This window comes from Falsihalocynthiibacter arcticus (assembly GCF_000812665.2).
Lineage (GTDB): Bacteria > Pseudomonadota > Alphaproteobacteria > Rhodobacterales > Rhodobacteraceae > Falsihalocynthiibacter > Falsihalocynthiibacter arcticus.
The window spans coordinates 2,115,609-2,138,101 of record NZ_CP014327.1 but is presented as its reverse complement, the minus strand read 5'-3'; the positions used below and the strand labels follow the sequence as shown (position 1 = coordinate 2,138,101).

19 protein-coding genes, 1 tRNA gene and 4 pseudogenes are annotated in these 22,493 nt (G+C 51.9%); 8 read left to right on the top strand and 16 right to left on the bottom strand.

Annotated elements, in window-relative coordinates:
- Position 1 precedes the first annotated feature (1 nt).
- Positions 2–379: a MarR family winged helix-turn-helix transcriptional regulator gene (locus RC74_RS10640; protein WP_169798729.1), complete on the bottom strand. Its 378-nt coding sequence runs from the start codon at positions 377–379 to the stop codon at positions 2–4.
- Between the two features lie 293 nt (positions 380–672).
- A tRNA-His gene (locus RC74_RS10635) sits at positions 673–749 on the bottom strand.
- Between the two features lie 193 nt (positions 750–942).
- Here RC74_RS10635 and RC74_RS10630 point away from each other — a divergent pair.
- Positions 943–1,128 carry a DUF6324 family protein gene (locus tag RC74_RS10630; protein ID WP_039001063.1) on the top strand — a complete coding sequence of 62 codons (186 nt, stop codon included), beginning with the start codon at positions 943–945 and terminating at the stop codon, positions 1,126–1,128.
- Here RC74_RS10630 and RC74_RS10625 read toward each other — a convergent pair.
- The 5 genes and pseudogenes from RC74_RS10625 to RC74_RS10605 form a co-directional block, all read right to left on the bottom strand.
- A complete protein-coding gene (locus RC74_RS10625; protein WP_052274685.1) occupies positions 1,106–1,585 on the bottom strand; it encodes an MmcB family DNA repair protein in 480 nt (159 codons plus the stop codon). The genes RC74_RS10630 and RC74_RS10625 overlap by 23 nt on opposite strands.
- 331 nt (positions 1,586–1,916) lie before the next feature.
- The gene (nusB, locus tag RC74_RS10620; protein WP_039001064.1) at positions 1,917–2,414 is read right to left on the bottom strand and encodes a transcription antitermination factor NusB; all 498 of its coding nucleotides are present in this window, start codon (positions 2,412–2,414) and stop codon (positions 1,917–1,919) included.
- Positions 2,411–2,968: a 6,7-dimethyl-8-ribityllumazine synthase gene (locus RC74_RS10615; protein WP_039001065.1), complete on the bottom strand. Its 558-nt coding sequence runs from the start codon at positions 2,966–2,968 to the stop codon at positions 2,411–2,413. The genes nusB and RC74_RS10615 overlap by 4 nt, the downstream gene beginning before the upstream one ends.
- Positions 2,968–4,077, bottom strand: a complete 1,110-nt coding sequence (gene ribB / locus RC74_RS10610; protein WP_039001066.1) for a 3,4-dihydroxy-2-butanone-4-phosphate synthase — start codon at positions 4,075–4,077, stop codon at positions 2,968–2,970. Before ribB ends, RC74_RS10615 begins: the two co-directional genes overlap by 1 nt.
- Before the next feature lie 80 nt (positions 4,078–4,157).
- Positions 4,158–4,768: pseudogene (locus RC74_RS10605) on the bottom strand (riboflavin synthase).
- Positions 4,769–4,997: 229 nt separating this feature from the next.
- On the opposite strand from RC74_RS10605, the pseudogene RC74_RS10600 reads away from it, so the two are divergent.
- From RC74_RS10600 to RC74_RS10590, 3 genes and pseudogenes are all read left to right on the top strand, one after another.
- Positions 4,998–6,288 (top strand): annotated as a pseudogene (locus tag RC74_RS10600) (capsule biosynthesis protein).
- A gap of 82 nt (positions 6,289–6,370) precedes the next feature.
- Complete coding sequence (locus RC74_RS10595) at positions 6,371–7,495, top strand: polysaccharide biosynthesis/export family protein (RefSeq protein WP_039001069.1); 1,125 nt, start codon at positions 6,371–6,373, stop codon at positions 7,493–7,495.
- 11 nt (positions 7,496–7,506) lie between these two features.
- Positions 7,507–9,579 (top strand): capsular polysaccharide biosynthesis protein, encoded by a 2,073-nt coding sequence (locus tag RC74_RS10590; protein ID WP_039001070.1) that lies wholly within the window; start codon positions 7,507–7,509, stop codon positions 9,577–9,579.
- Here RC74_RS10590 and ribD read toward each other — a convergent pair.
- From ribD to RC74_RS10550, 8 genes and pseudogenes are all read right to left on the bottom strand, one after another.
- A pseudogene (gene ribD, locus RC74_RS10585) lies at positions 9,576–10,648 on the bottom strand (bifunctional diaminohydroxyphosphoribosylaminopyrimidine deaminase/5-amino-6-(5-phosphoribosylamino)uracil reductase RibD). The gene RC74_RS10590 and the pseudogene ribD overlap by 4 nt on opposite strands.
- Positions 10,649–10,705: 57 nt before the next feature.
- Positions 10,706–11,173: a transcriptional regulator NrdR gene (gene nrdR / locus RC74_RS10580; protein ID WP_039001072.1), complete on the bottom strand. Its 468-nt coding sequence runs from the start codon at positions 11,171–11,173 to the stop codon at positions 10,706–10,708.
- A 188-nt stretch (positions 11,174–11,361) separates the two neighbouring features.
- Entirely contained in the window at positions 11,362–11,862 is a 501-nt protein-coding gene (locus tag RC74_RS10575) for a hypothetical protein (protein ID WP_039001073.1), read from the bottom strand.
- A gap of 149 nt (positions 11,863–12,011) precedes the next feature.
- Positions 12,012–12,416 (bottom strand): secondary thiamine-phosphate synthase enzyme YjbQ, encoded by a 405-nt coding sequence (locus RC74_RS10570; protein ID WP_039001074.1) that lies wholly within the window; start codon positions 12,414–12,416, stop codon positions 12,012–12,014.
- A gap of 6 nt (positions 12,417–12,422) precedes the next feature.
- Positions 12,423–12,824 (bottom strand): DUF1294 domain-containing protein, encoded by a 402-nt coding sequence (locus RC74_RS10565; RefSeq protein ID WP_052274682.1) that lies wholly within the window; start codon positions 12,822–12,824, stop codon positions 12,423–12,425.
- 57 nt (positions 12,825–12,881) lie between these two features.
- Positions 12,882–14,870 carry an RNA polymerase sigma factor RpoD gene (rpoD, locus tag RC74_RS10560; RefSeq protein WP_039001075.1) on the bottom strand — a complete coding sequence of 663 codons (1,989 nt, stop codon included), beginning with the start codon at positions 14,868–14,870 and terminating at the stop codon, positions 12,882–12,884.
- Between the two features lie 121 nt (positions 14,871–14,991).
- Positions 14,992–16,974, bottom strand: a complete 1,983-nt coding sequence (dnaG, locus tag RC74_RS10555; RefSeq protein WP_039001076.1) for a DNA primase — start codon at positions 16,972–16,974, stop codon at positions 14,992–14,994.
- Positions 16,975–17,097: 123 nt separating this feature from the next.
- Positions 17,098–18,527, bottom strand: a pseudogene (locus RC74_RS10550) (Glu/Leu/Phe/Val family dehydrogenase).
- Between the two features lie 386 nt (positions 18,528–18,913).
- Between RC74_RS10550 and RC74_RS10545 the strand changes: the two are divergent.
- Genes RC74_RS10545 through RC74_RS10530 form a run of 4 tightly spaced genes read left to right on the top strand, consistent with a single transcriptional unit; the run spans position 18,914 to position 21,828 of the window.
- Positions 18,914–19,825, top strand: coding sequence for a Tad domain-containing protein (locus RC74_RS10545; protein WP_062628205.1), 912 nt, complete (start codon positions 18,914–18,916; stop codon positions 19,823–19,825).
- Complete coding sequence (locus RC74_RS10540) at positions 19,720–20,685, top strand: hypothetical protein (RefSeq protein ID WP_169798728.1); 966 nt, start codon at positions 19,720–19,722, stop codon at positions 20,683–20,685. The genes RC74_RS10545 and RC74_RS10540 overlap by 106 nt, the downstream gene beginning before the upstream one ends.
- A complete protein-coding gene (locus RC74_RS10535) occupies positions 20,682–21,230 on the top strand; it encodes a TadE/TadG family type IV pilus assembly protein (RefSeq protein ID WP_039001079.1) in 549 nt (182 codons plus the stop codon). The genes RC74_RS10540 and RC74_RS10535 overlap by 4 nt, the downstream gene beginning before the upstream one ends.
- 1 nt (position 21,231) lies before the next feature.
- The gene (locus RC74_RS10530; protein ID WP_052274683.1) at positions 21,232–21,828 is read left to right on the top strand and encodes a TadE/TadG family type IV pilus assembly protein; all 597 of its coding nucleotides are present in this window, start codon (positions 21,232–21,234) and stop codon (positions 21,826–21,828) included.
- Between the two features lie 3 nt (positions 21,829–21,831).
- Here RC74_RS10530 and RC74_RS10525 read toward each other — a convergent pair whose 3' ends face one another.
- Positions 21,832–22,389, bottom strand: coding sequence for a hypothetical protein (locus RC74_RS10525; protein ID WP_236940061.1), 558 nt, complete (start codon positions 22,387–22,389; stop codon positions 21,832–21,834).
- Positions 22,390–22,493 lie beyond the last annotated feature (104 nt).

Sequence of the window (22,493 nt, the reverse complement as noted above, 5' to 3'; positions counted from 1 at the left end):
TTTACCCTACATTCACGACAATACACTCTAAAGATTTTTTGAACACACCCTTTTCATCTTCAGGTAGTTTCGACACGCATTCAGCGAGGCGCATCAATGGATCGTCCTTTAGCGCTTGCAAGGCAGCTGGCTGTAACACCAATAAGAAACTGCGCGCATCGTGTTCGCTTTTCACCTGTTCTACAAACCCGCGTTTTACCAATGTTTGCACTGCGCGACTTGTCGGCGCGGCTGTGATCCCCAAGAATTTTGCAACCATATGTGCTGTGCGTTGCTCTGATGGAACCCTTGCAAGAAACCTCAGAATCGACCATTGGAGCGGCTGTATGGCCCCTGGTTCTCTGCTTGGATAGGTAGCGCGAACGATTTTTTCGATCAAGACCGCCGCTGCAACATCACTTTTTACCATTAAAAACCACTCACACTTGCACAAATCCACTATAGCTAGGTACTTGTTACTAGCAATAAATATAACATTTTTTGTTAAAATATACGCTGTGACCTGAATAGAGCAAGATTTTTAATCCGACATTTTAAACGAAGGGTTAAAAGGCGGGCAACAGCTCAAAAATGGTGGGATTGGGTTTTGATTAGCAAAACGTTAGAGAAAGCCATGCGATACGCCCGACAACGGGTTTAACAAAGGCCCTAAACGTTACTGTATTTAGAAAATGGTACCGCCACCCCGACTTGAACGGGGGACCTCTTGTTCCACAAACAAGCGTTCTAACCAACTGAACTATGGCGGCACACTTTGGCTGATTTAGCGCCCACGTGCGGTGAATGCAAGGGCCGCGAGGTATGAAATTGTGGAATTTCGCAAGTATTTGCCTCTATCACCGCGTCGGACCTCAAAACGTCGCCAATTGCCGCCTAAAAAACGCCCTCTTGCCTCCGTTGCCAGTTGGGTCTAGTCAATTTGGGCAATCAAGGAGAGCAAAAATGGGTATCAACACCGAAAAAGAAGTCGAAGCCAATCTACAGATTGGGCCAACATCTTTGGGGAACGTGCGCCTCTATATCGAAGCAGATGGTGTTGAAATTCCAATGGATTTCACGCCGGATGAAGCATTGGAAATCGCCGAAGAAATCCGTGCTGCAGCCCTTATGCTTGCGGGTAAGAAATAGCTGCCACACCAGGATCACGATAGCTTTGCAATCTTCGTGCGGCATCCCGCGCGAATTTTTGCGTGAGTTTTTTACGTCGTGCGGGCGCAATTTTCACTTCGGGCCCCATACGAACAATTTCGGCGTCATAGCTATCGGCAAGGATAAGCCCCGTTTCAAGTGGAAGCAGGTTTATTGGAAAACTCCCGTCAACGGCCCAGAAATATCGATCACACCAAGGTAGATACCCCTGCCATTTGCTGTCGGCTTGAAAATCGGCACGACTAGACTTGCATTCAACCACCCAAAACTCGCCTTTAGGGCCTAATGCGATGACATCCACACGCAACCCGCGCTCAGGAACGAATTCCTCGATCACCGTGAAATCAAGCTGCAATAAGTGCCTGCACACACCCCGCGCCAACAATGGCCCAGCTTTGCGCGCCTCTATGGAGTTATCGCCAGTTAAAGAGTTCATGCCAAACATGAACAAACCATAAACAAAAAGTCAAGACACAAGAGAATTCCAATTAAAGCCCCTTCGCCCCTTGCCGCATGCTCTGTGCCCACTTATGTCAATGGACGGCGGGTTCTGCTCTTCTCGTAAACAGTGGGTACAAATTCCAGAGGCCTTAAGCAAATCCTAGGGAGCTGGCTCTGTTTGGACCCTGGTTCAATTATCTGGTGCCCACCTGTACATACAGGTCCCCAGGAATTAGCTGCCCCTACGGTCGCTGCGGGCCCGCCACAATCTCCCAACAAAAAACGCCCCAAAAGGGGCGCTCTATGTGGCTTAGACCGGCAAGTTTTTATGCAAAAGCTTCCGGTTTGATTTCACGCGCCATAAAATCCAGCACTGCGTTGACAAATTGTGGCTCTTTGCCACTAGGATCAAAAGCACGGGCAATATCGACGAACTCACTGATAATTACGCGTGGCGGCGTTTCAAGCGCCACCATTTCGGCACCAGCGGCCCGAAAGAGCGCACGCAGGGTGGGGTCGATCCGTGCGATGGGCCATTTTGCGACCAAAGCGCGATCGGTCATTTGGTCAATTTTTGCCTGATGGTCGACTGCGTTTTCGACGAGCGCTTGGAACAATTCCATGTTGCCCTCCATCATCTCGATGCCCTCATAAATGGCACCGAAACGGAACTCTTGGAATTCCTGCACGATAGCTTCAATGGTTTGCCCAGAATTCTCCATCTGAAACAGCGCCTGAACCGCATAGAGCCGCGACGCAGATTTTTTCTGGCGGCCTTTAGATATTTTCGGCGCCGCTTTCGCGGAGGTCTCTGGGTTTGTCATGTGGTCGTTCCGTTTTCCTTGCCGCCCGATGAGGCGATCAAAATACTGTCGGGAGTGGATTTAAAGCCCGCTCCTTTACCTTGGCCGCCCCATTTGCGCGAAAGTGCGATGAGATGCAAGGCCGCAGCGGCCGCCCCGCCCCCTTTATTTTGATCGGCAGGGTCTGCACGCACCTCAGCTTGCTGCCGATTTTCGACAGTAAGGATGGCATTACCGATGCATACCCCTTGCAGTCCCAAGAGCTGAAGCGCGCGACTGGAGTCATTACACACCGTATCATAGTGCGTGGTTTCCCCTCGAATAACACAGCCCAGCGCCACGTAACCGTCAAAGTTTGACATACGATCCGCGATGCCAATACAGGTCGGAATCTCAAGCGCACCAGGGACTTGCGCGATTTCATATGTGCCGCCAGCGGCTTCGATTTCGGCGATCGCGCCCGCAACCATATTGTCGGCAATATCTTTATAGTATGGCGAAACGACGATCAGAAGTTTCACCGGAGCCGCGAATTCCGCACGCGGCATAGTGTAGTGCTGTTCGTGCCCAGCCATTAACCGATCTCCGAAATTTTGCGGGTGCCCGTAATTTCGAGTCCATAGGCCTCAAGCCCCACAACTTTTGGAATCGGTGAGTTGGTGAGCAATTCCAAGCGCGACAGGCCCAACGATGAGAGAATCTGTGCGCCGACTCCATATTGACGCAAAGTCTGTGGTGACGCTTCTTCACTGGCGTGAAGTTTCATGTGAACGTCGCGCAACAGCACCAAAACGCCGCGGCCTTCGTCGGCAATCATATTCATCGCATCGCTAAATTCAGCGGCGCGTCCCTTGCCGCCCACGCCGATCACATCCAGCATTGGATCAAGCGCGTGCATCCGCACAAGGACGGGTTCATCGGTGGAAATATCACCTTTCACAAGTGCGATATGTTCTGCCCCGTGTGCCTCGTCCGTGTAAATCCGCAATTCCCATTCGCCACCGAACTCGGACTGAATCTTGTCCTGAGAACTTATTTTCACGAGATTGTCGTGGCGACGACGATAGGCGATCAGATCACTGATCGTGCCGATTTTCAGCCCGTGGCGTTGCGCAAATGAAACGAGGTCCGGCAGGCGCGACATAGTGCCATCGTCGTTCATAATCTCACAAATCACGCCGGAGGGGTTTAAGCCCGCAAGGCGGCTGATATCGACGGCGGCTTCCGTATGCCCTGCCCGCACCAACACGCCGCCCTTACGTGCGCGCAAAGGAAAGACGTGGCCCGGTGTGGCAATGTCGGTCGCACCCTTGGTGGAATCAACGGCCACAGCGACAGTCAAAGCGCGGTCATGCGCCGAGATCCCCGTGGTCACCCCTTCACGCGCCTCAATTGAGGTGGTGAAGGCCGTTTCGTGGCGCGAAGAATTGCTGCTGCTCATCATCGGCAGGCCGAGTTGATCAAGGCGCTCGCCTGTCAACGCAAGGCAAATCAATCCGCGCCCATGGGTCGCCATGAAATTAATCACATCCGGCGTCGCCATCTGGGCCGGAACAACCAAATCCCCTTCGTTTTCGCGATCCTCGTGATCCACAAGAATAAACATCCGTCCATTACGAGCGTCTTCGAGAATCTCTTCAATCGTGGAAACGGCGTCAGAGTAGTGGTTTGAAGAATCTGTCATTTACAGTCCTGTGATTTGGGCAGCTAAGGAGGTGCACCTGATAAAATAATTCGGCGGGAAGGCCGCGCATCGGCACACGTTCATGTCGAAAATTCCTGAAGTCTGGCCACATAACGGGCCATGGTATCGATCTCAAGATTGACCATATCGCCAACTTTCGCGGCACCCCAAGTCGTTACGTCCTTGGTATGTGGAATGATATTCACGCCAAAGGAACAGCCATCAACATCATTCACAGTCAGGGAAGTGCCGTTCAACGTGACCGACCCTTTTTGGGCAATAAACTTGGCAAAGGCTTCGGGAGCGAGGAAGGTAAACCGCGTGCTGTCCCCCTCGTCTTTCATCGTGATAATTTCGGCCACGCTATCCACGTGCCCCGACACAATGTGCCCCCGAGTTCATCGCCAATCTTAAGGGCGCGTTCAAGGTTTATACGGCGGCCAACATGCCAATCGTTCCCCTGTGTGCCAATGTTGGTTTTGGCAACGGATTCCGCCGAGATTTCAACGTCGAACCAGTTTTGTGGGCTTTGGCCAAGGGCGATCACCGTCAAGCAAACACCATTGCAGGCAATCGACGCGCCAATATCAATTCCCGACACATCATAAGATGTTCCAATACGGGCCCGCAGGTCGCCACGCTGTTCGGCTTCCAAAACCGCGCCAACATCCGTAATTATACCTGTAAACATCACGCATCCCTTCAAGAATTCTTATGCTTGGAGTAGCCTCTCAGGCCGGTCGGTGCAAGACCGACGCTGCGATGGTTTCAAGGAGATTTCCGCCACTTTAACGGTTTGGCATTGATTTTGCCATATTCCTGCCCCACGAACTTGGTATAAAAACTATGAAAACGGAATTTTTCATCCTTTGAACGGAGATTTCGCCGCCTCAAGACCGAATAGCGAGACAGAAAACTCAATGAGCCAACTCCCCCCAGAAAAGCGACGTTTTTTGTTTCTGCAAGGACCACACGGGCCGTTTTTTCATCGTTTAGGCAAAATGATGCGCCTCGCGGGTGCCGAGGTCTGGCGCGTGGGTTTCAACCAAGGGGATCGGGCATTTTGGCGCCACGCCGAGAGCTATATCCCTTTTCAAGAACCCCAATCCGCATGGCCCAGTTTTTTCCAAGACCTGCTCACAAGCAAAGGCATAACCGACATCGCCCTCTATGGCGACACACGCCCAATACATGCGCAGGCTATTGAAATAGCAAATAAAAATGGCATCACAATACATATTTTCGAGGAGGGTTACCTTCGCCCCTACTGGGTAACCTATGAGCGCGGCGGTGCGAATGGGCACTCCGCTTTGATGAAAATGGAGGTGGCCGATATGCAGGAAATATTAGCCCATTCCGTTTTGGACATTCCTGAAGCGCCCGCCCATTGGGGCGATATGCGGCAACATGTGCTGTACGGCGCGTTGTACCACTGGTTTGTGATGTTCAGAAACGGACCTTACAGCAGTTTTCGTGCCCATCGAGCCCTCCCCGTTTCAAGAGAATTTCAACTATACATCAAACGTCTGCTTCTCATGCCGCTTCACTGGGGAGAACGGGTTCTTGCGACGACGCGGATCAAGTGGTCGGGCTTCCCCTACCATGTGGCGCTTCTTCAACTCGAACATGACAGCAGTTTTCAAATGCACAGTCCGTTCGAAAGCATGAGTGATTTTCTAAAAGTTGCCATTGAAGGCTTCGCCAAGGGCGCCCCCCGACATCATCATCTCGTTTTCAAAGCCCACCCACTGGAAAACGGCCAGCTCCCTCTTCGTAATAGTATTCACGCGTTAGCCAAAGAGAACGGGGTCGAGAACCGCGTCCACTATGTCAGGGGCGGCAAACTCGCCCAGCTTCTCGACAACGCGCGGTCGGCTGTGACCGTGAACTCGACTTCAGCACAACAAGTTCTGTGGCGTGGCTTGCCGCTAAAAACCTTTGGTGTCGCCGTTTTTGACAAACCAGAGTTTGTCTCGACTCAACCACTTACAGAATTTTTCTCCGCACCGACACGTCCCGACAACGGCGCTTACAGAGACTACCGTCACTTCCTCCTAGAGACCTCACAAGTCGCTGGGGGTTCTATTCCGCGCGGGGGCGCCGCCAATTATTACGCCAAGTTGTTGACATGATGTTATCCCCCTAGATCCCTACGAGGCCTTAAAAACGGGGAAAGCGGCTCCAAGGCAACAGTTGCGACTCGTTAAATAAGTGCGTCTAGCTTTTTCCTCAGATTTCCGTAACTTGGCTTAAAAAAGACTGAGGCAGTTATAATAATCGAGGAGCTCCAGCAGTGAGCATTCTGGCTTCCAAAGGTGTCCGTTCGGTCGCCCTATTTGCGCTTGTAACAGCGCTTGCATCCTGTACGCTTCCGCGTTCCGGCCCAAATAAAAACGAAATCTATTCGGGATCAGTCCTAAAACAGGGGGACGCATTCGTTGTAACCGTTAACGATCGTGTGACGCGGGCGACATCTGTTACGCCAGCCCTCGGGTTTTCGGCAGCGTTTAAAAATGCTGGCCTTTTAGGGTCCGATACCATTCGTTCCGGAGACGTTTTAGGCGTGTCAGTTTGGGAGAACACTGATGTCCCCATTTTGGGCGCGCCACAAGTCGCAACTATTTTGGAAGAAATCCAAGTTGACGGACAAGGATTTATTTTCGTTCCTTATGCAGGACGCATTAAAGCTGATGGCAATACGCCCGAGCAATTGCGCAATATTATCACGCGTAAGCTTGATCAGCAAACTCCCGACCCCCAAGTTTCCGTGCGTCGTCTTGCCGGCGACGGGTCTACGGTTTCGATTGTTGGCGGGGTTGGTGCACAAGGGGTTTACCCCATTGAGCGCCCCACACGCACACTTTCCGCCATGCTCGCGCGCGCATCCGGTGTGACGATTGAACCAGAGATCGCCCAAATAACAGTAACGCGAAACGGTTTGAAAGACAGAATCTGGCTCCAAGACCTCTATGAAAACCCCGAAATGGATATTGCGCTACGTGGAGGGGATAAAATCCTCGTTGAAAAAGACAATCGTGCGTTTACTGCCCTTGGTGCTATGGGAACGCAAAGCCGCGTCACCTTTGAATCCCAAACGGTTTCAGCAATCGAAGCCCTCGCACTTGTCGGCGGCCTTAATTCCAACCTTGCCGATCCAAAAGGAATTTTCATATTCCGCAACGAACCCCAAGAAATTTCTAATGTGGTGCTTGGGAGGAATGATCTACAAGGCGATCAACGGTTTATCTATGTCATTGATTTAACTGCACCCAACGGAATGTTCCAAGCGCGTGATTTCGCAATCCGCGAAAACGATACCGTCTATGTCACCGAAGCGCCCTATGTGCGCCTGCAGAAAACACTTGGTGCCATTATCGGTCCAGTTGCTGACCTCGCGGTCCTTGATGGCGCGTTCTAAAAAGGGTCGACATGTACGATGAAGAAACCGATAAAGTTGCCGTGGAACCCCCGCGGCAACTTTTTGTTTTTAACGGCGGATTTCTTACCCAACCAAGATTGCGACGTATCCTTGCGCTGTCTGGCTATGACGTAAAAATCGGAAAACCCACAGCTGAAGACCTCGTAGGCGTCTGGGGACAAAGCCCGACGTCGGGGCGCGGCGAAATCGTTTCTGCACACACCGACGCCAAAATAGTAAGAGTTGAAGACGCGTTTTTGCGCTCCGTTATTCCTGGACGTTTAGCAGGTGATCCACCCCTTGGCCTCTGCATCGATCGATATGGCGTGCATTTTGATCCTTCCACCCCTTCCGATTTGGAAAAAATCCTCGCCCATTCGCCCTTAGACGACACATCCATTCTAAACCGTGCTCGCAAAGCGATTGATCGCATAAACGCGCTGAAACTTTCGAAATATAACGGCTTTGCGCTTGATACCTCGCCCCCAGCTCCTGGATATGTCTTGGTCATTGACCAAACCCGCGATGACGCCGCCGTCACCGCCAGCGGGGCTGATTGGACTCGCTTCAAAGAAATGTTGGTTTTTGCACAGACGGAGCACCCGTCCGCAAAAGTCCTGATAAAAACCCATCCAGAAACGACTGGCGGGGCACGGCTGGGCTACTTTTCCGACAAAGACGAGAGCGCACGCGTGTCCCTTTATACAAACGATATCGCACCGCAAACCCTCTTTGAAGGGGCCATCGCTGTCTACACGGTTTCATCTCAAATGGGGTTTGAAGCCATTTTTGCAGGGCACAAACCACGCGTTTTTGGCCAACCCTTTTACGCTGGCTGGGGCCTAACAGACGACGAATATCCAGTGCCACGTCGCGAACGAAAGCTAAGTCGCCCACAGCTTTTTGCGGCGGCCATGATCCTCTACCCAAAATGGTATGATCCCTATAACGATCGCCTCTGCCAACTCGAAGACGTCATAGAAACCCTTGCGATTCAGGCGCGCGCTTGGCGTGAGGACAAGGCGGGATATGTTGCTGTAGGCATGCGCCTTTGGAAACGTCCCGCACTTCAACGCGCCTTTGGGAGAGGCAAACCCCTTGAGTTTGTGAGCCCGGAGGCCAAGGCAATTCAACGCGCCTCCGCCCTCGACGCCCCCCTGCTTGTTTGGGCAAACCGCGCGAACCCTTCGCTTTTAACGGCTGCAAACACCCAACAGGTTCCCGTGGTCCGCGCGGAGGACGGGTTCCTTCGATCACGCGGTTTAGGCGCGGCTTTGGTGCCCGCAATGTCGCTTATTCTTGATGATTTGGGCGTCTACTATGATCCTCGATCTGAATCCAGATTGGAGCAGTATATCACCGCGTCATCGCACCTTTCGGGCGCAAGCCTTGAGCGGGCCCAAAACCTTCTAACTGGAATTCTTCAAGCGGGGTTGAGCAAATACAACCTCTCCGGCGCCCCCCTTCCCAACCTTCCAAAAGGGCACCGTATCCTCGTTGTCGGCCAAGTTGAGGACGACGCCTCAATTCAGCTTGGATGTCAAAGCATCGCAACGAACCTCGACCTGCTCAAAGAAACCCGTGACCGAAATCCCACGGCCGTACTTCTCTACAAACCCCACCCCGACGTTGAAGCGGGGCTACGTAAGGGCGCGATTTCACCAGAACAGGCGCTGGAATTTTGCGATTTGATCCTCGCAAAAACGGACTCAACGTCGCTTTTCCCCCATATTCAAGAGGTCTGGACCATGACGTCCCTCCTTGGCTTTGAGGCCTTGTTGCGCAACGTCCCTGTAACCTGTCTTGGCACCCCATTCTATGCAGGCTGGGGTCTCACAAACGATTTGGGCGAGGTCCCGTCACGCCGTTCGGCGCGCCCAACGCTTTTAGGCCTCACCCATGCATGCCTCATCGACGCACCACGATATTTTGATCCCGTCAACGGCCTTCCCTGCCCACCAGAAATCATCCTGCAACGCCTCAAAAGCGTGGGCCCTGCTGCCTCTAGACGAGGTGCAAGCCTGAGATTTCTGTCAAAGGTACAAGGAATATTTGCAAGCTTCGCCCCGTTGTGGCGTCGCTAGAGCACGCGCCAATGATGCAGAACATCATCGCCAATTGCGTGGGCTTCAATGAGTTTAAACCGTTGAGCTTTTGACAGCTTGTTAAGTTGCATCGGGGCAATCCCCGCAAGCCCGTCACCGCCGATCACCACACCCGCAGTATAGGTCATCAGATCATCAACGACGCCCGCATTCAGCATGGACGCCGCTAGGTGCCCTCCGCCCTCGCAATACACTCGCGTCAGACCTTCTCGGGCCAAAGCCGACATCATCGCGCGCGCCGAGAGTTTTCGATCTACGCCCAACTCCACTTCAACAAGCTTCGCACCAATGCCGATCCAAGCGTCCTTTAGGAAGTTCGACGCACCGGATTGATGGCAAATCCAAAGCGGAATCTCTCCTGCTGTCGCGGCCAGTTTCCCGCCCAGCGGAATATCAAGCAACGCCGATGCCACCACTCGAACGGGTTGGCGCACGGCTCCCAAATCACGCACGTTGAGCATGGGATCGTCCGAACGCGCCGTGCCGCCCCCCACAAGCACCGCATCATGACAGGCACGCATCGCATGCACATGGTGCCGCGCAGCAGCCCCCGTAATCCACTTACTCTCGCCCGTTTGAGTCGCAATGCGCCCATCAATACTTGTGGCCAATTTCAGGGTCACAAACGGCAAGCCCTGCTCCTTGGCCTTGAAAAAACCGGCGTGAGCTTCGCGCGCTTGGGTTTCCAAAACACCTGTGGTGACCGAAATTCCAGCGGCCTCAAGAAGCGCCTTCGCGCGCCCCGCAACCCGCGGATCCACGTCTTCAATCGCATAGACCACACGCGCAATACCCGCCGTGATGAGAGCTTGTGTGCATGGCCCCGATTTTCCTGTATGCGTACAGGGCTCTAAGGTCACATAAGCCGTTGCACCTCGCGCATGCCCCCCGCTTGCTCCAAGGCGACCACTTCGGCGTGCGGACGGCCCCCTTGGGCCGTAACGCCTTCGGCAATTATTTGATCGGAATGAACAACAACACAGCCCACTGACGGGTTTGGCCATACCTGCCCCAAACCCTGCGCGCCCAGAATAAGGGCGCGACGCATAAACCGTTCGTCTTGTAGCCTAGATTGCACGGGCGCCCCTAAGCTCAGCCGTCATTGTCAGTCTTCCGAGGGGGCTGGAGGACGCAATTCGCTCACAAACTTGTCGAAATCATCGGCAGCTTGGAAGTTTTTGTACACACTGGCAAACCTCACATAGGCAACCGTATCAATGCGCGCCAAGGCTTCCATGACGATCTCGCCAATCGTTCCCGACTGAATATCCGTTTCGCCCATGCTTTCAAGACGCCGCACGATCCCCGAGATCATTTGATCCATCCGTTCACGCTCAATCGGGCGCTTCTGCAGAGAAATTCGCACCGAGCGCTCAAGCTTGTCACGGTCAAATTCCTCGCGTCGACCGTTGGACTTAATAACAACCAGATCGCGCAACTGCACCCGTTCATAGGTGGTAAATCGACCACCACAGGCAGGGCAAAAGCGACGTCGCCTAATGGCTACGTGGTCCTCAGCGGGCCGAGAATCTTTGACTTGTGTATCAACGTTTCCGCAAAATGGGCAGCGCATCGCCACTCCCTTGGGTTTAATGAGAAGTTATACACAGGCACTATAGGACAGCCGCGAGCCCTTGGGTAGAGAAGAATTTCAGACACAAGATAGACACACAAACTGTTGCGATTTGGATTCACGCATCCACAAAAAAGGCGCGCTCCATTGCTGGAACGCGCCCCCAAATAAGACGAGCGGAAAACACTCTAGCGGAACCGAGAGTTAAAGTCGCTGTCGCACTGTAGACGGCTATGCGCCACAGACCAGTTTTCCCCAACGCGCGTAATAGTCATGGTTAGGCCATTTGATTGCGCAGCCGCGATATTCTGAAGCTCCACATCGGGGGAGACAGTGAAGGCCGCGGTTTTTGCCTTATTGGAAAGATGCCCATCGCCTATTGGAGCAGCAAGATAAATGCGCGCATTAGGCTCGACTCCAAGGCTTTGGACCGCATATTGACCCGCAGCGCACCAATAATCGGAACCGCCGCGACTTGCACGTTGCTGGACTTCAAAACGGCCAGCGACAGCGGGATCACCATACACAACCATGTCGTTGCTCGCCAGAAAGACATGCGCCCCGGTACGGGTTGGTGATGATGTTGAAGCAGACATTCCAACGCCCCCTGAACCGCCCGCAACGGTTGTATTACAGGCGCTGAGCCCAACGAGGGAAAAAACGGCAGCTGTTTTTAGAAAAAAGTTCATGGGCCAAAATCCTACTACTGATGATTTGAAATTTCGGTTTAGTATTAAATAAATACGCGAGAAAGGTCCACACTTTGTATTTCACGATTGCGCGAAATTACAGACCCTGCTCCTGTAGAATCATGCCTATTCTTACCGCGCATTGTCCCCTAAGAAAGATGTGCAGCGACGTGGCGGATATGTGGAGAATTCCGATGTTCGAAAAGGTAAATTCCTTGCCAAGTTCCAAGCCGCAACTGGCCGCTCATGACAGGAATAGATAAGTTCACCGGCAGCATTGCCGCTTTAATATGCGCTGGCATATCGTCTGGCCCCTCGTACGTATGTGTCAAATAGGCCATCCTCGGGTCCGTGGTCGGAGGCACAAGGCGGTGAAAAAAGTTCTGCAAATCAGTCTGGACTTCGGGATCTGCGTTCTCCTGTATCAGGAGCGAACAAGACGTATGTTGGATAAAAAGCGTGAGTAAGCCGTCACCAGTCACCCAATCCGCAACGTCGCGCGTGAACTCGTAAAGACCTTGGCCTGTGGTGGGTTTTAAAAAGGTTGTCTGCATGGCGACTTATTGCATCCCATTGAAGAAGGCCAAAGCAATCGAAGTTACCGCCGCCTTCCCTTGTGGACTAAACGCGATTGCATACAAGGCGAAGTTCCAGAAAAATATCCGTTGCAAAGAAGTTCGGAACGGCTCTTTCGTTGTTTTATGCCGAAAGGCCCTTTGGCCGATTTTTGCGCCAAGCGCACCCCCAAGAAAGGCTGTAAGCAAGAGAGTGTTTTCCGAAATCCGCCATCGTTGCCTGATCGCGCAGTATTTATCCCAACCGAACTGCAGGTACGAAAGGATACAAAGCCCACCAAAAAAGCACAAAATCCAGAAGTTAATACTATGGACTGAGATAATTTGATCTAGGAAAGAGGGATCTGAAAGAGACTGCTGACTTTCTGGAACGGAAATAAACTTCATCGTGAATGGCATGTCTTTAGGGGTGATAGGAAAAAGGCGCCCCGAAGGGCGCCCAATTTATTGATCCAAAAAGCTGCGTAATTTGCGGCTGCGGCTTGGATGTTTGAGCTTGCGAAGAGCCTTCGCTTCGATTTGACGAATGCGCTCCCGTGTAACCGAGAACTGCTGCCCAACTTCTTCGAGTGTGTGGTCGGTGTTCATACCGATGCCAAAACGCATCCGCAAAACGCGCTCTTCCCGCGGGGTAAGTGACGCCAAAACACGTGTGGTGGTTTCTTTGAGGTTCTCTTGGATCGCAGAATCCAACGGAAGGACTGCGTTTTTATCCTCAATGAAATCGCCGAGTTGACTGTCTTCTTCGTCCCCAATGGGCGTTTCCAGCGAAATCGGCTCCTTCGCGATCTTCATCACTTTACGCACTTTCTCAAGTGGCATTTGAAGTTTCGCGGCCAATTCCTCAGGCGTTGGTTCCCGGCCAATTTCGTGCAACATCTGGCGACCCGTGCGAACCAGTTTGTTGATGGTCTCAATCATATGAACCGGAATACGGATCGTGCGGGCTTGGTCGGCAATCGAGCGTGTGATCGCCTGACGAATCCACCACGTAGCATAGGTCGAGAATTTATACCCACGACGATACTCAAATTTGTCGACGGCCTTCATAAGGCCGATATTGCCTTCCTGAATGAGGTCAAGGAACTGAAGGCCACGATTGGTGTATTTTTTGGCAATAGAAATAACGAGCCGAAGGTTGGCCTCGACCATTTCTTTCTTGGCCTGACGCGCTTCTTTTTCGCCTTTTTGAACTTGCTGAACAATGCGGCGAAATTCGGAAATATCAAGGCCCACATATTGGCCAACTTGTGCCATCTCGGAACGAAGTTCAGCGACTTTATCACTGGAGCGTTCGACAAAGCTCTGCCAACCGCGACCAGCTTTTTCTGCCATTTCGTCCAACCAAGATGGATCAAGTTCGCGCCCACGATAGGCGTCAACAAATTCACGACGGTTGATGCGGGCTTGGTCGGCGAGCTTAACAAGCGAGCTGTCGATCGACATAATGCGACGGTTGATGCCATAAAGCTGATCAATCAATGCGTCGATACGGTTGTTATGAAGGTGAAGTTCGTTCACCAACACCACAATTTCGGACCGCAATTTTTGATAGGCGCCTTCAGATTTAGACGAGAAACTCTCGTCTTCATTCAACGTCGCCGAAATCCGAATGTCCTGCATTGCGGAAAGTTTTTCATAGTCACGCGCGATCAGGTCCAGCGTTTCTAGAACGCGGGGCTTAAGCGCGGCTTCCATCGCAGCAAGCGACATGTTGACTTGTTCGTCCTCATCGTCGTCATCATCCGAAGCAATAGGATTTCCGTCGGCGTCCAGCTCTTCGGCCTCGTCCTTTTTCTCAGGTCCCGCAGCAGGCGCAGCCCCCAATCCTGGAACGACGGGCACAACTTCGCCGCCGTCCTCTTCCAGCGTATTGCCGAACGTCGTCTCAAGGTCGATGACGTCACGCAACAGAATGTCTTCGCTCAAAAGCTCGTCGCGCCAGATCGTAATCGCTTGGAAGGTCAACGGACTCTCACAGAGCCCCGCAATCATCGTGTTGCGACCCGCTTCAATACGCTTCGCAATCGCGATCTCGCCTTCGCGGGACAGAAGCTCAACAGAGCCCATTTCGCGCAGGTACATCCGAACGGGATCATCGGTGCGATCCAAGACTTCGGTTGTGGTCGTGGAAAGGGTAACTTCCCGATTGCCCGTCGCCTCGACAACGGCCGTCGCGCCTTTTTCTTCTTCTTCCGACTCTTCGTCTTCGATAATGTTGATGCCCATTTCTGAGAGCATCGACATCACGTCTTCGATTTGGTCAGTAGAAACTTGATCTGGCGGCATGACTTGATTGAGTTGATCGTATGTAATGTAGCCGCGCTCCCGCGCGTCAGCGATCATCTTCTTCACAGCAGCTTGGCTGGTGTCCATGCCCGAATCTGCATCTTGATCGTCTCTTTTACGGTCGTCTAAATCTTTGGCGGCCATTCATAGCTCCTACAAAATCGGCGGGTAGCGAATCGGTTCTTCGCCCCGAATCAACAACGCGAATCATTGATTCGCAACCCGTTTAACCTGTTTTCTTTACTTGTTCCTCACCAAACGCGATTTAGGTCGTGTCTTTTTGACCAAAATGTCCGGTTGCGGCTAAAATATCGTCTAATGCGGACCGTTCACTGCGTACCATTTGGGCACCGTTCTCTCCGACATCATATTCTGCGGAATCCTCCCCCTCGCACCTTTCAGCGCGGTTTCTGTTTTCTGCCGCTTGCCCCAAACGCCAAGTGACCCCCTCATCCACAAGGCCATCCATATCCCGCATTGCGTCAGAGACTTCCCTCTTGGCGCCGCGCCGCGCTGTCAATTTCGCCAATTCCTCAGCGACACAGAGACTCGCAAGGTCAGTTTTTTCCGGTGTACGAATACCCGGTGCAAGCTGCACATGGCGTGGACGCAACAGGTTTTCAAGTGCTTCTGGCCCCACCGATTGAAAAACAGCCTCCTCTGCATCGCTTTGAGGCGAAATTCGTAGTAAAACATCTCGAATAAGGTTCATTTCTGGGGTCGCAAACTCATAGCGCTCCAACTGGCTTTCAAAACGCTCAATCAACGTTGGATTGCGCATCAGGGTCGCAAGGACCACGCATTCTCGCAAAACATCCGCAACGCTATCTGTCCCCATCGCGAGCAGAGACGTCTTAGTCACCGGTTGAAACATGGGCCCCTGTGGCTTCCATTTCCCAAAGCCGCCTTTTTTGCGTTCAAACGTTTGTTTTTGAAAACTACCTCTGCGATTTTCCTGCGGCGTTGTTCCAAAAAGCTCCCAGCGCATCCGTTTGAGATCTTCGCCATAATGGCCACGCACGGAGGCATCACGAATTTTTTTGATCGCCTCCCTCAGGCATTTGTCCAAACTTGCTTTGCGCTCAGGACTGTCAAACTTTTTACCCTCGGTTTCGCGCCGCCACAGGAGCTGTACCATCGGAATGGCACCGTCCAAAAGCCCCTGCATCGCTCCATTCCCTTTGGATTTCAAAACGTCATCTGGATCTAGCCCGTCAGGCATAATCGCAAATCGCAAGCTTTGCCCAGCTTCCAACAATGGGAGCGCCAAATCAATCACGCGCATGGCTGCGTTCAGCCCCGCCTTATCTCCATCCAACGCGATAATTGGCTCGGGGGCAATTCGCCACATCAAGCGCAACTGATCCTCGGTAACGGCCGTACCAAGTGGCGCAACACAGGCGTCAAAACCAGCCTCAGCTAAGGCAATTACGTCCATATACCCTTCAGCCACGATTAATGGTTTTCCTTTTCCGGCAGCTTCCCGCGCAGGGCCATGGTTGAAGAGACAGCGCCCCTTATCAAACAGTAATGTTTCTGGCGAATTCAGATACTTGGCGCGCGCATTTGGATCGAGAGACCGTCCGCCCAGCGCAATTGCGCGGCCACGTGCGTCCCGTATTGGAAAAATAATCCGCCCACGAAAACGATCATACGGCGCGCCGCCATCGTCTGGAACTGCGCAAAGCCCTGCGTCGAGAATCAAGTTCTGCGCGACACCTTTGCCGGTTAGATAGCTAAACAAAGCCTGCCGTGAATCGGGTGAAAAACCAATTTCCCATCGGTCAAGTGCGGCTTCACGCAACCCACGTTTCTCAAGATATGACCGCGCATTTTGGCCTGCGTTTGTTTTGAGCTGGAGGCGAAAAAACTGAACGGCCTGCTCCATCACTTCGATCAGTTCGGCACGATAATCCTGTTTTTCCTGCGCTTTGGGGTCACGCGCGGGCATGGGCATGCCACTTTCACGCGCCAGTATTTCTACGGCCTCCATGAAATCAACATTCTCGGTTTCGCGTATGAAACTTATGGCGTCGCCTTTGGCCTGACACCCGAAACAATAATAGAACCCTTTTCGGTCATCGACATGAAAGGACGCTGATTTTTCTTGGTGAAAGGGGCACGGCGCCCACATGTCGCCTTTGCCTTGGTTGGATTTACGACTGTCCCACATCACTTTACGCCCCACCACTTGTGAAAGCGATGTGCGTGTGCGCAACTCGTCGAGGAAGCCAGGGGGTAAACTCATAGCAGCCAGTATCCCCATCCTGATTGGGAGAGTCTAGCGCCTGATGCGTTTTTCGGTGCTTAAAACGCACCTATTTTAGGGGATTTCCCCCCAGACCATTCTGGGTTTGGAGGGAAAAAATGGTTAAAGGCCTTTTGCCTGATAACTTGCGGCAACCTTTCCAATGGATACTAAATAGGCAGCCGTTCTCAGATCAGTCACGTCTTCTCTACCGTGCCAGACTTCGCGCATCGATTGATAGGCAGTGCGCATTGTGTCGTCTAGGCCCGATCTCACAAGCTCTAATTCGTCGGCGCCCTTGAGGTATTTCGTCTTGAAGTCAGGGGACAGAGTCCATCCGAGCTCTTTGTCTGCGGAAAGCCGCTCGAGTTCATCCACAACCAATTGGTGCCGCCCTTCTTCCTGACGGCGCTGCATGCGGCCAAATCGAATATGGCTCAAATTCTTCACCCATTCAAAATAGGAAACCGTTACACCGCCGGCATTGGCATACATATCCGGAATGATTACACAGCCCATTTCGCGAAGAATTTTGTCTGCACCCGCGGTCACGGGCCCGTTGGCCGCTTCGATAATAAGGGGAGCTTTGATATTTTTGGCGTTTTTAAGGTTGATAACGCCCTCAAGCGCCGCAGGAATTAGAATATCGCAGTCATGCTCGAGCAGCTTTGCGCCCTGCGCAATATACTTCGCCTCTGGATATCCAGTAACACCCCCATGCGTAACGATCCAATGCCGTACGGCCTCAACATCTAAGCCATATTCATCCAATAGCGCACCATCGTGCTCGACTATTCCAATGATCTTGGCACCGTCTTCTTCGGAAAGAAATTTGGCAGCATGGTAGCCAACATTCCCAAGGCCCTGCACAATTACGCGTTTGCCATCCAATTTACCCGACAAGCCCGCCGCTGCTTTATCTTCTTCGTGGCGGAAAAACTCCTTCAAAGCGTATTGAACCCCTCGACCGGTTGCCTCAACGCGCCCCGCAATACCACCTGCATTCAATGGCTTACCCGTAACACAGGCCCGCGCATTGATATCGGTTGTATTCATACGTGCATATTGGTCAGCAATCCATGCCATTTCCCGTTCTCCCGTCCCCATATCCGGAGCGGGGACGTTTTGGCTTGGGTGAATAAGGTCGCGTTTAATCAATTCATAGGCAAATCGTCGTGTAATAAGCTCAAGTTCATGGGTGTCATATTCACGGGGATCAATACACAAACCGCCTTTTGAGCCACCAAAAGGCGCTTCAACCAACGCGCATTTATATGTCATCAAGGCTGCAAGTGCTTCGACTTCATCTTGAGAAACGCCCATGGAGTAGCGAATCCCCCCTTAACGGGTTCCATATGCTCCGAGTGAACCGACCTATAGCCTGTGAACGTTTGAATTTGCCCCCGCAAGCGCACGCCAAATCTCACAGTGTAGGTCGCGTTACAGACGCGAATTTTTTCCTCCAAGCCCGGCGACAAATCCATCAAGGCAACCGCCCTATTGAACATAAGGTCAACGGATTCCCGAAAACTCGTTTCTTGCATTTCAGTCATAGATAGCCCTCCCAAAACGCGACAATGCGAATCACCGTGCGTATATAGTTACCGCCAGACTAGGTATTAATGATAAACATGCCACTTCTGTTAACGGTAACACCGAAAGAAATTTAAATCGAACAGGACGAAGGCCGTACACAACTGTGACATCGCGCAGTTCGCGCCCAAATTCAACAATTTCGACCCCCTCATTAGATTGTCGCCTAACCGTCGACAGTAATGGTTAATTTTTCGTTAAATATCTCAATTTTCTCATAAAAATTGCCTTTCCCTCCTATCTGCGCCCTAATTCCGCCACAAGTCTCAATCATAAAACCCATTGGCGCACTTTGCGTGTCGTGTGAGGGAGACTGTGTTTTTGGACTCCGGGAAAGGCGAATGATATGTTTAAAAATTGGGAAAATCCTGTGGCTAACGTCAGCCCAACGCGCTTTGGGAAATCGTTTGGCGCGCGCTTGCGTGGATTGAAATCCTTTGGCCGGAATGAAGACGGGTCGCTGATCGTATTTTCCCTTTTCATTTTCCTAGTCATGCTGATGGTCGGTGGTATCGCCGTTGATGTCATCTATCTTGAGACGCAACGTACGCGCATGCAGTATACCCTTGATCGCGCCATACTTGCGGCGGCGAGCCTTGAGCAAGACCTTGACCCCGAATTCGTTGTCCGTGATTACTTCGAGAAATCGGGTCTGACTGGATTTGACATAGATATTCAGCATAAAACGGTCGAGTCCGCAGGGATGAGAAATTATCGTTGGGTGCAGGCATCTACGTCCCTCGAAATTGACACAACCTTTATGCGCCTCGCGGGTGTGAATCATTTGTCTTCGCCCGCTTTCGGTTCCGCTGAGGAAGGCATTTCGGACGTTGAAATCTCACTGGTCGTCGATGTCTCAGGCTCTATGCGGTACAACTCGGCATCTGGCCATACAAAGCTTTATGAACTGCAAAAAGCGGCCAAAGAGTTTGGGTATGCCATGCTTTGCAACCCAAGTGACCCAGAGCGCGAGAAAGAATGCACCGTTGAAGATGGGCGCGTGTCCCTTTCAATTGTCCCTTACGCGGCTCAAGTTGACGTCGGCGCCGACCTTGCGGAGCAATATGGCGTGTTTTCCGACCACACATATTCTCGCTGCGTTGATTTCAGCTCCGATGACTTTGAGGCGACAAGTGTGAGCTTGGGGGGGACTTGCTACAATCTGCACATTTCGACTATTGGAGCAACTCCTCGAATACGCCCAACTATTTCTACTGTGATACGATTGGATCTAACCGCGAAATTCAGCCGTTACTGAGCAACTATTCCGATGTAGATACTTTCATCAACGGCCTAGAAGCGGATAAATCCACCTCCATCGACCAAGGTATGAAATGGGGAGTCGCACTCCTCGATCCCGCAGCACAACCTGCGATTAAAGCAATATCCGAAAAAGCTAATCCGAACATCGATCCTCTCTTCGCAGAACGCCCCCTGCCGTTTGGGGACGGGATTAACATACGGGACTCCTCCAAAGTTATCGTTCTCATGACCGATGGTAAACACGAGGGACGTCCGTTTATGAATGCAGACAAACGTCGCGGCCCCACGCCCGTTTACCAAGAGCTTACTTCAGGAGATGACAATCTTTTTATTTACTACGAGGATGACGACAATTTCTTGGACATAGACAATAACGTTCGGGTTAACTCTCCAGGCTCCTATCAAATCACGGGGGAAGAAGAGGAATGTACATGGTACCAATATAGACGCAATTGGTACAAAAAATGCGAAATGGTTCCCACCTATACATATGTCGAAGCGGACATGGATGATGAGAACTCTATTAGGCAGCTCACGTGGCCAGAATTGTTCGTTTTAAAAACGGAATCGTGGATAGATAATTATGGTCCACTGTACTATGAACCGACGTCCGGTTTGGATTTCGGAATCACGCCAACCACACAAGACAACAACCTCTTTGCGTCTTGTGACGCCGCCAAGAAAGAAAAAATCCTAATTTTCACAATCGGCTTTGAAGTTGAAGATGCCTATCTTGACGTCATGAGGGATTGTGCAAGCACCGAAAACCACTTCTTTGACGTGGACGGCACAAATATTTCTGCGGCGTTCGCAGCGATCGCCAGCCAAATCAATCGTCTAAGGCTCACTCAATGATATCGCCTCTCTCCCTCCCAAAACGGCTTTTGCGCAAATTTGCGCAGAGCGAGGCTGGATCGGCGACCATCGAGTTCGTGATCCTCTTCCCGTTTCTCATAAGCTTTTTGCTTGGATCGGTAGAGATCGGGGTTCTAAAAGTTCGTCACGTCATGCTTGAACGCGCGGTGGATCTTTCGGTCCGCGATTTGCGCCTTGGAACGTGGAACCCGCCAACACACGACGAGCTCAAAGAAAAAATCTGCAAACTCGCAGGCATTATTCCAGATTGCATCGACGTGATCTTGATTGAGTTGCGCCCCGTTTCGACAGAGACTTGGGCACCTCTTGGCACGGCGACCAAATGCCTCGACCGTGGCTCCGAAATCAAGCCGGTCACAGCCTTTAACGGCGGCACTCAAAACGAAATGATGCTGGTGCGCGCTTGTGTCATTGTGGACCCGTTTTTTAAATCCTCAGAATTCGCGCTGGATCTTCCAAAACACGACTCAGATGGCGGATATGCTCTGATTTCTGTTTCAGCCTTTGTAAACGAGCCAAATTGATATGAAACACATCAAATCCAAAGAGGCCCGCCCAACGCACATTCCTTTGCTACGCCGTTTCTTAGTGGGCAATGAAGGCAGCATGACGGTCGAAGCAATCGTTATGTTCCCGCTTCTGTGCTGGGCCTATGTGGCAACCTTCGCGTTTTTTGATGCCTTCCAAGCACGGAGCACAAACCTCAAAGCGACGTTCACTGTGGCCGATATGCTCAGCCGACAGCTCGACGTTGTGGATGCGCCCTATGTGAATGGCTTGCTGGACATGTTTGAATTCCTGTCCAACTCAGCAGATGAAAACACGTGGATACGCGTCACTTCGGTCGTTTGTACCGAAGAATGTGACAAAGACTCGCGTGTTTTGGTCAAGGATTGGTCATTTGCAACCGGCGGCAACTATACCCTGACCAATGTTGATGTCGCAACTTATGGCGACCGTGTCCCCGTTATGCCCCTGCATGATCGTGTGTTGATGGTTGAAACCTTTATGAATTATCAACCCGTGTTTAACGTTGGCATTCCCCTCTTGGAAATGTCCGAACTTGCCGTCACACGCTCACGCTTCGCACCAAAGCTGTGCTGGGAAACCTGTGTTGAATAGCCTTTAAGGCTCCATATTTTCGTCTGGACCGTGCATCCGTTGATGCACCATCATCGCGAGAATTTCGGCCATGCTTTTCGTTTGCGACGCTTGAATAACCCCGCCAACCCCTACACGCCGTCCCAAACGCCACCAAATGCCGGGGGACCAAGCGCGCGCCTGCTTCTTGTGCATAAGAACGGTAAAGCCATTTGACGGTTTAAAAGCAAACACGCCGCGGTCGATTGACTTCACATTATCCACATCAACGATTTTAATACCGTCCGACGTAACCAGTCCTTCGGCCGTCAAGAATATCGATTGAAGCGTCGCTTTGCGCATCCGTTCCCCAAGATACATAATGAGCAGACCGAACAGGATCAAAAACACCTGCCAAAGAAGCTCTGCAGGGGGCTTCACGAATGAAATATAGAGCAGCAACCCACCCAACATATAAAGAACTGCGAGCCCCATCAAACGTCGTGGCGCCGAGGGCTTAGCTTCTGCAAAAGGAACGTCAGGCGCGTTCTGTGGCTCGTTTTCCGCCGCTACGACTTCTGGTTCATGCGTCTCTTGTGTCATTGTGACCTCCCTAAATGCAGGCGTCGGTGTACCTTGCTTGTCGGCGAAATGATAGCGCGGAAACTGGGTAGGGTTTTGAAGCGCGCATTAATGCACAGACACTG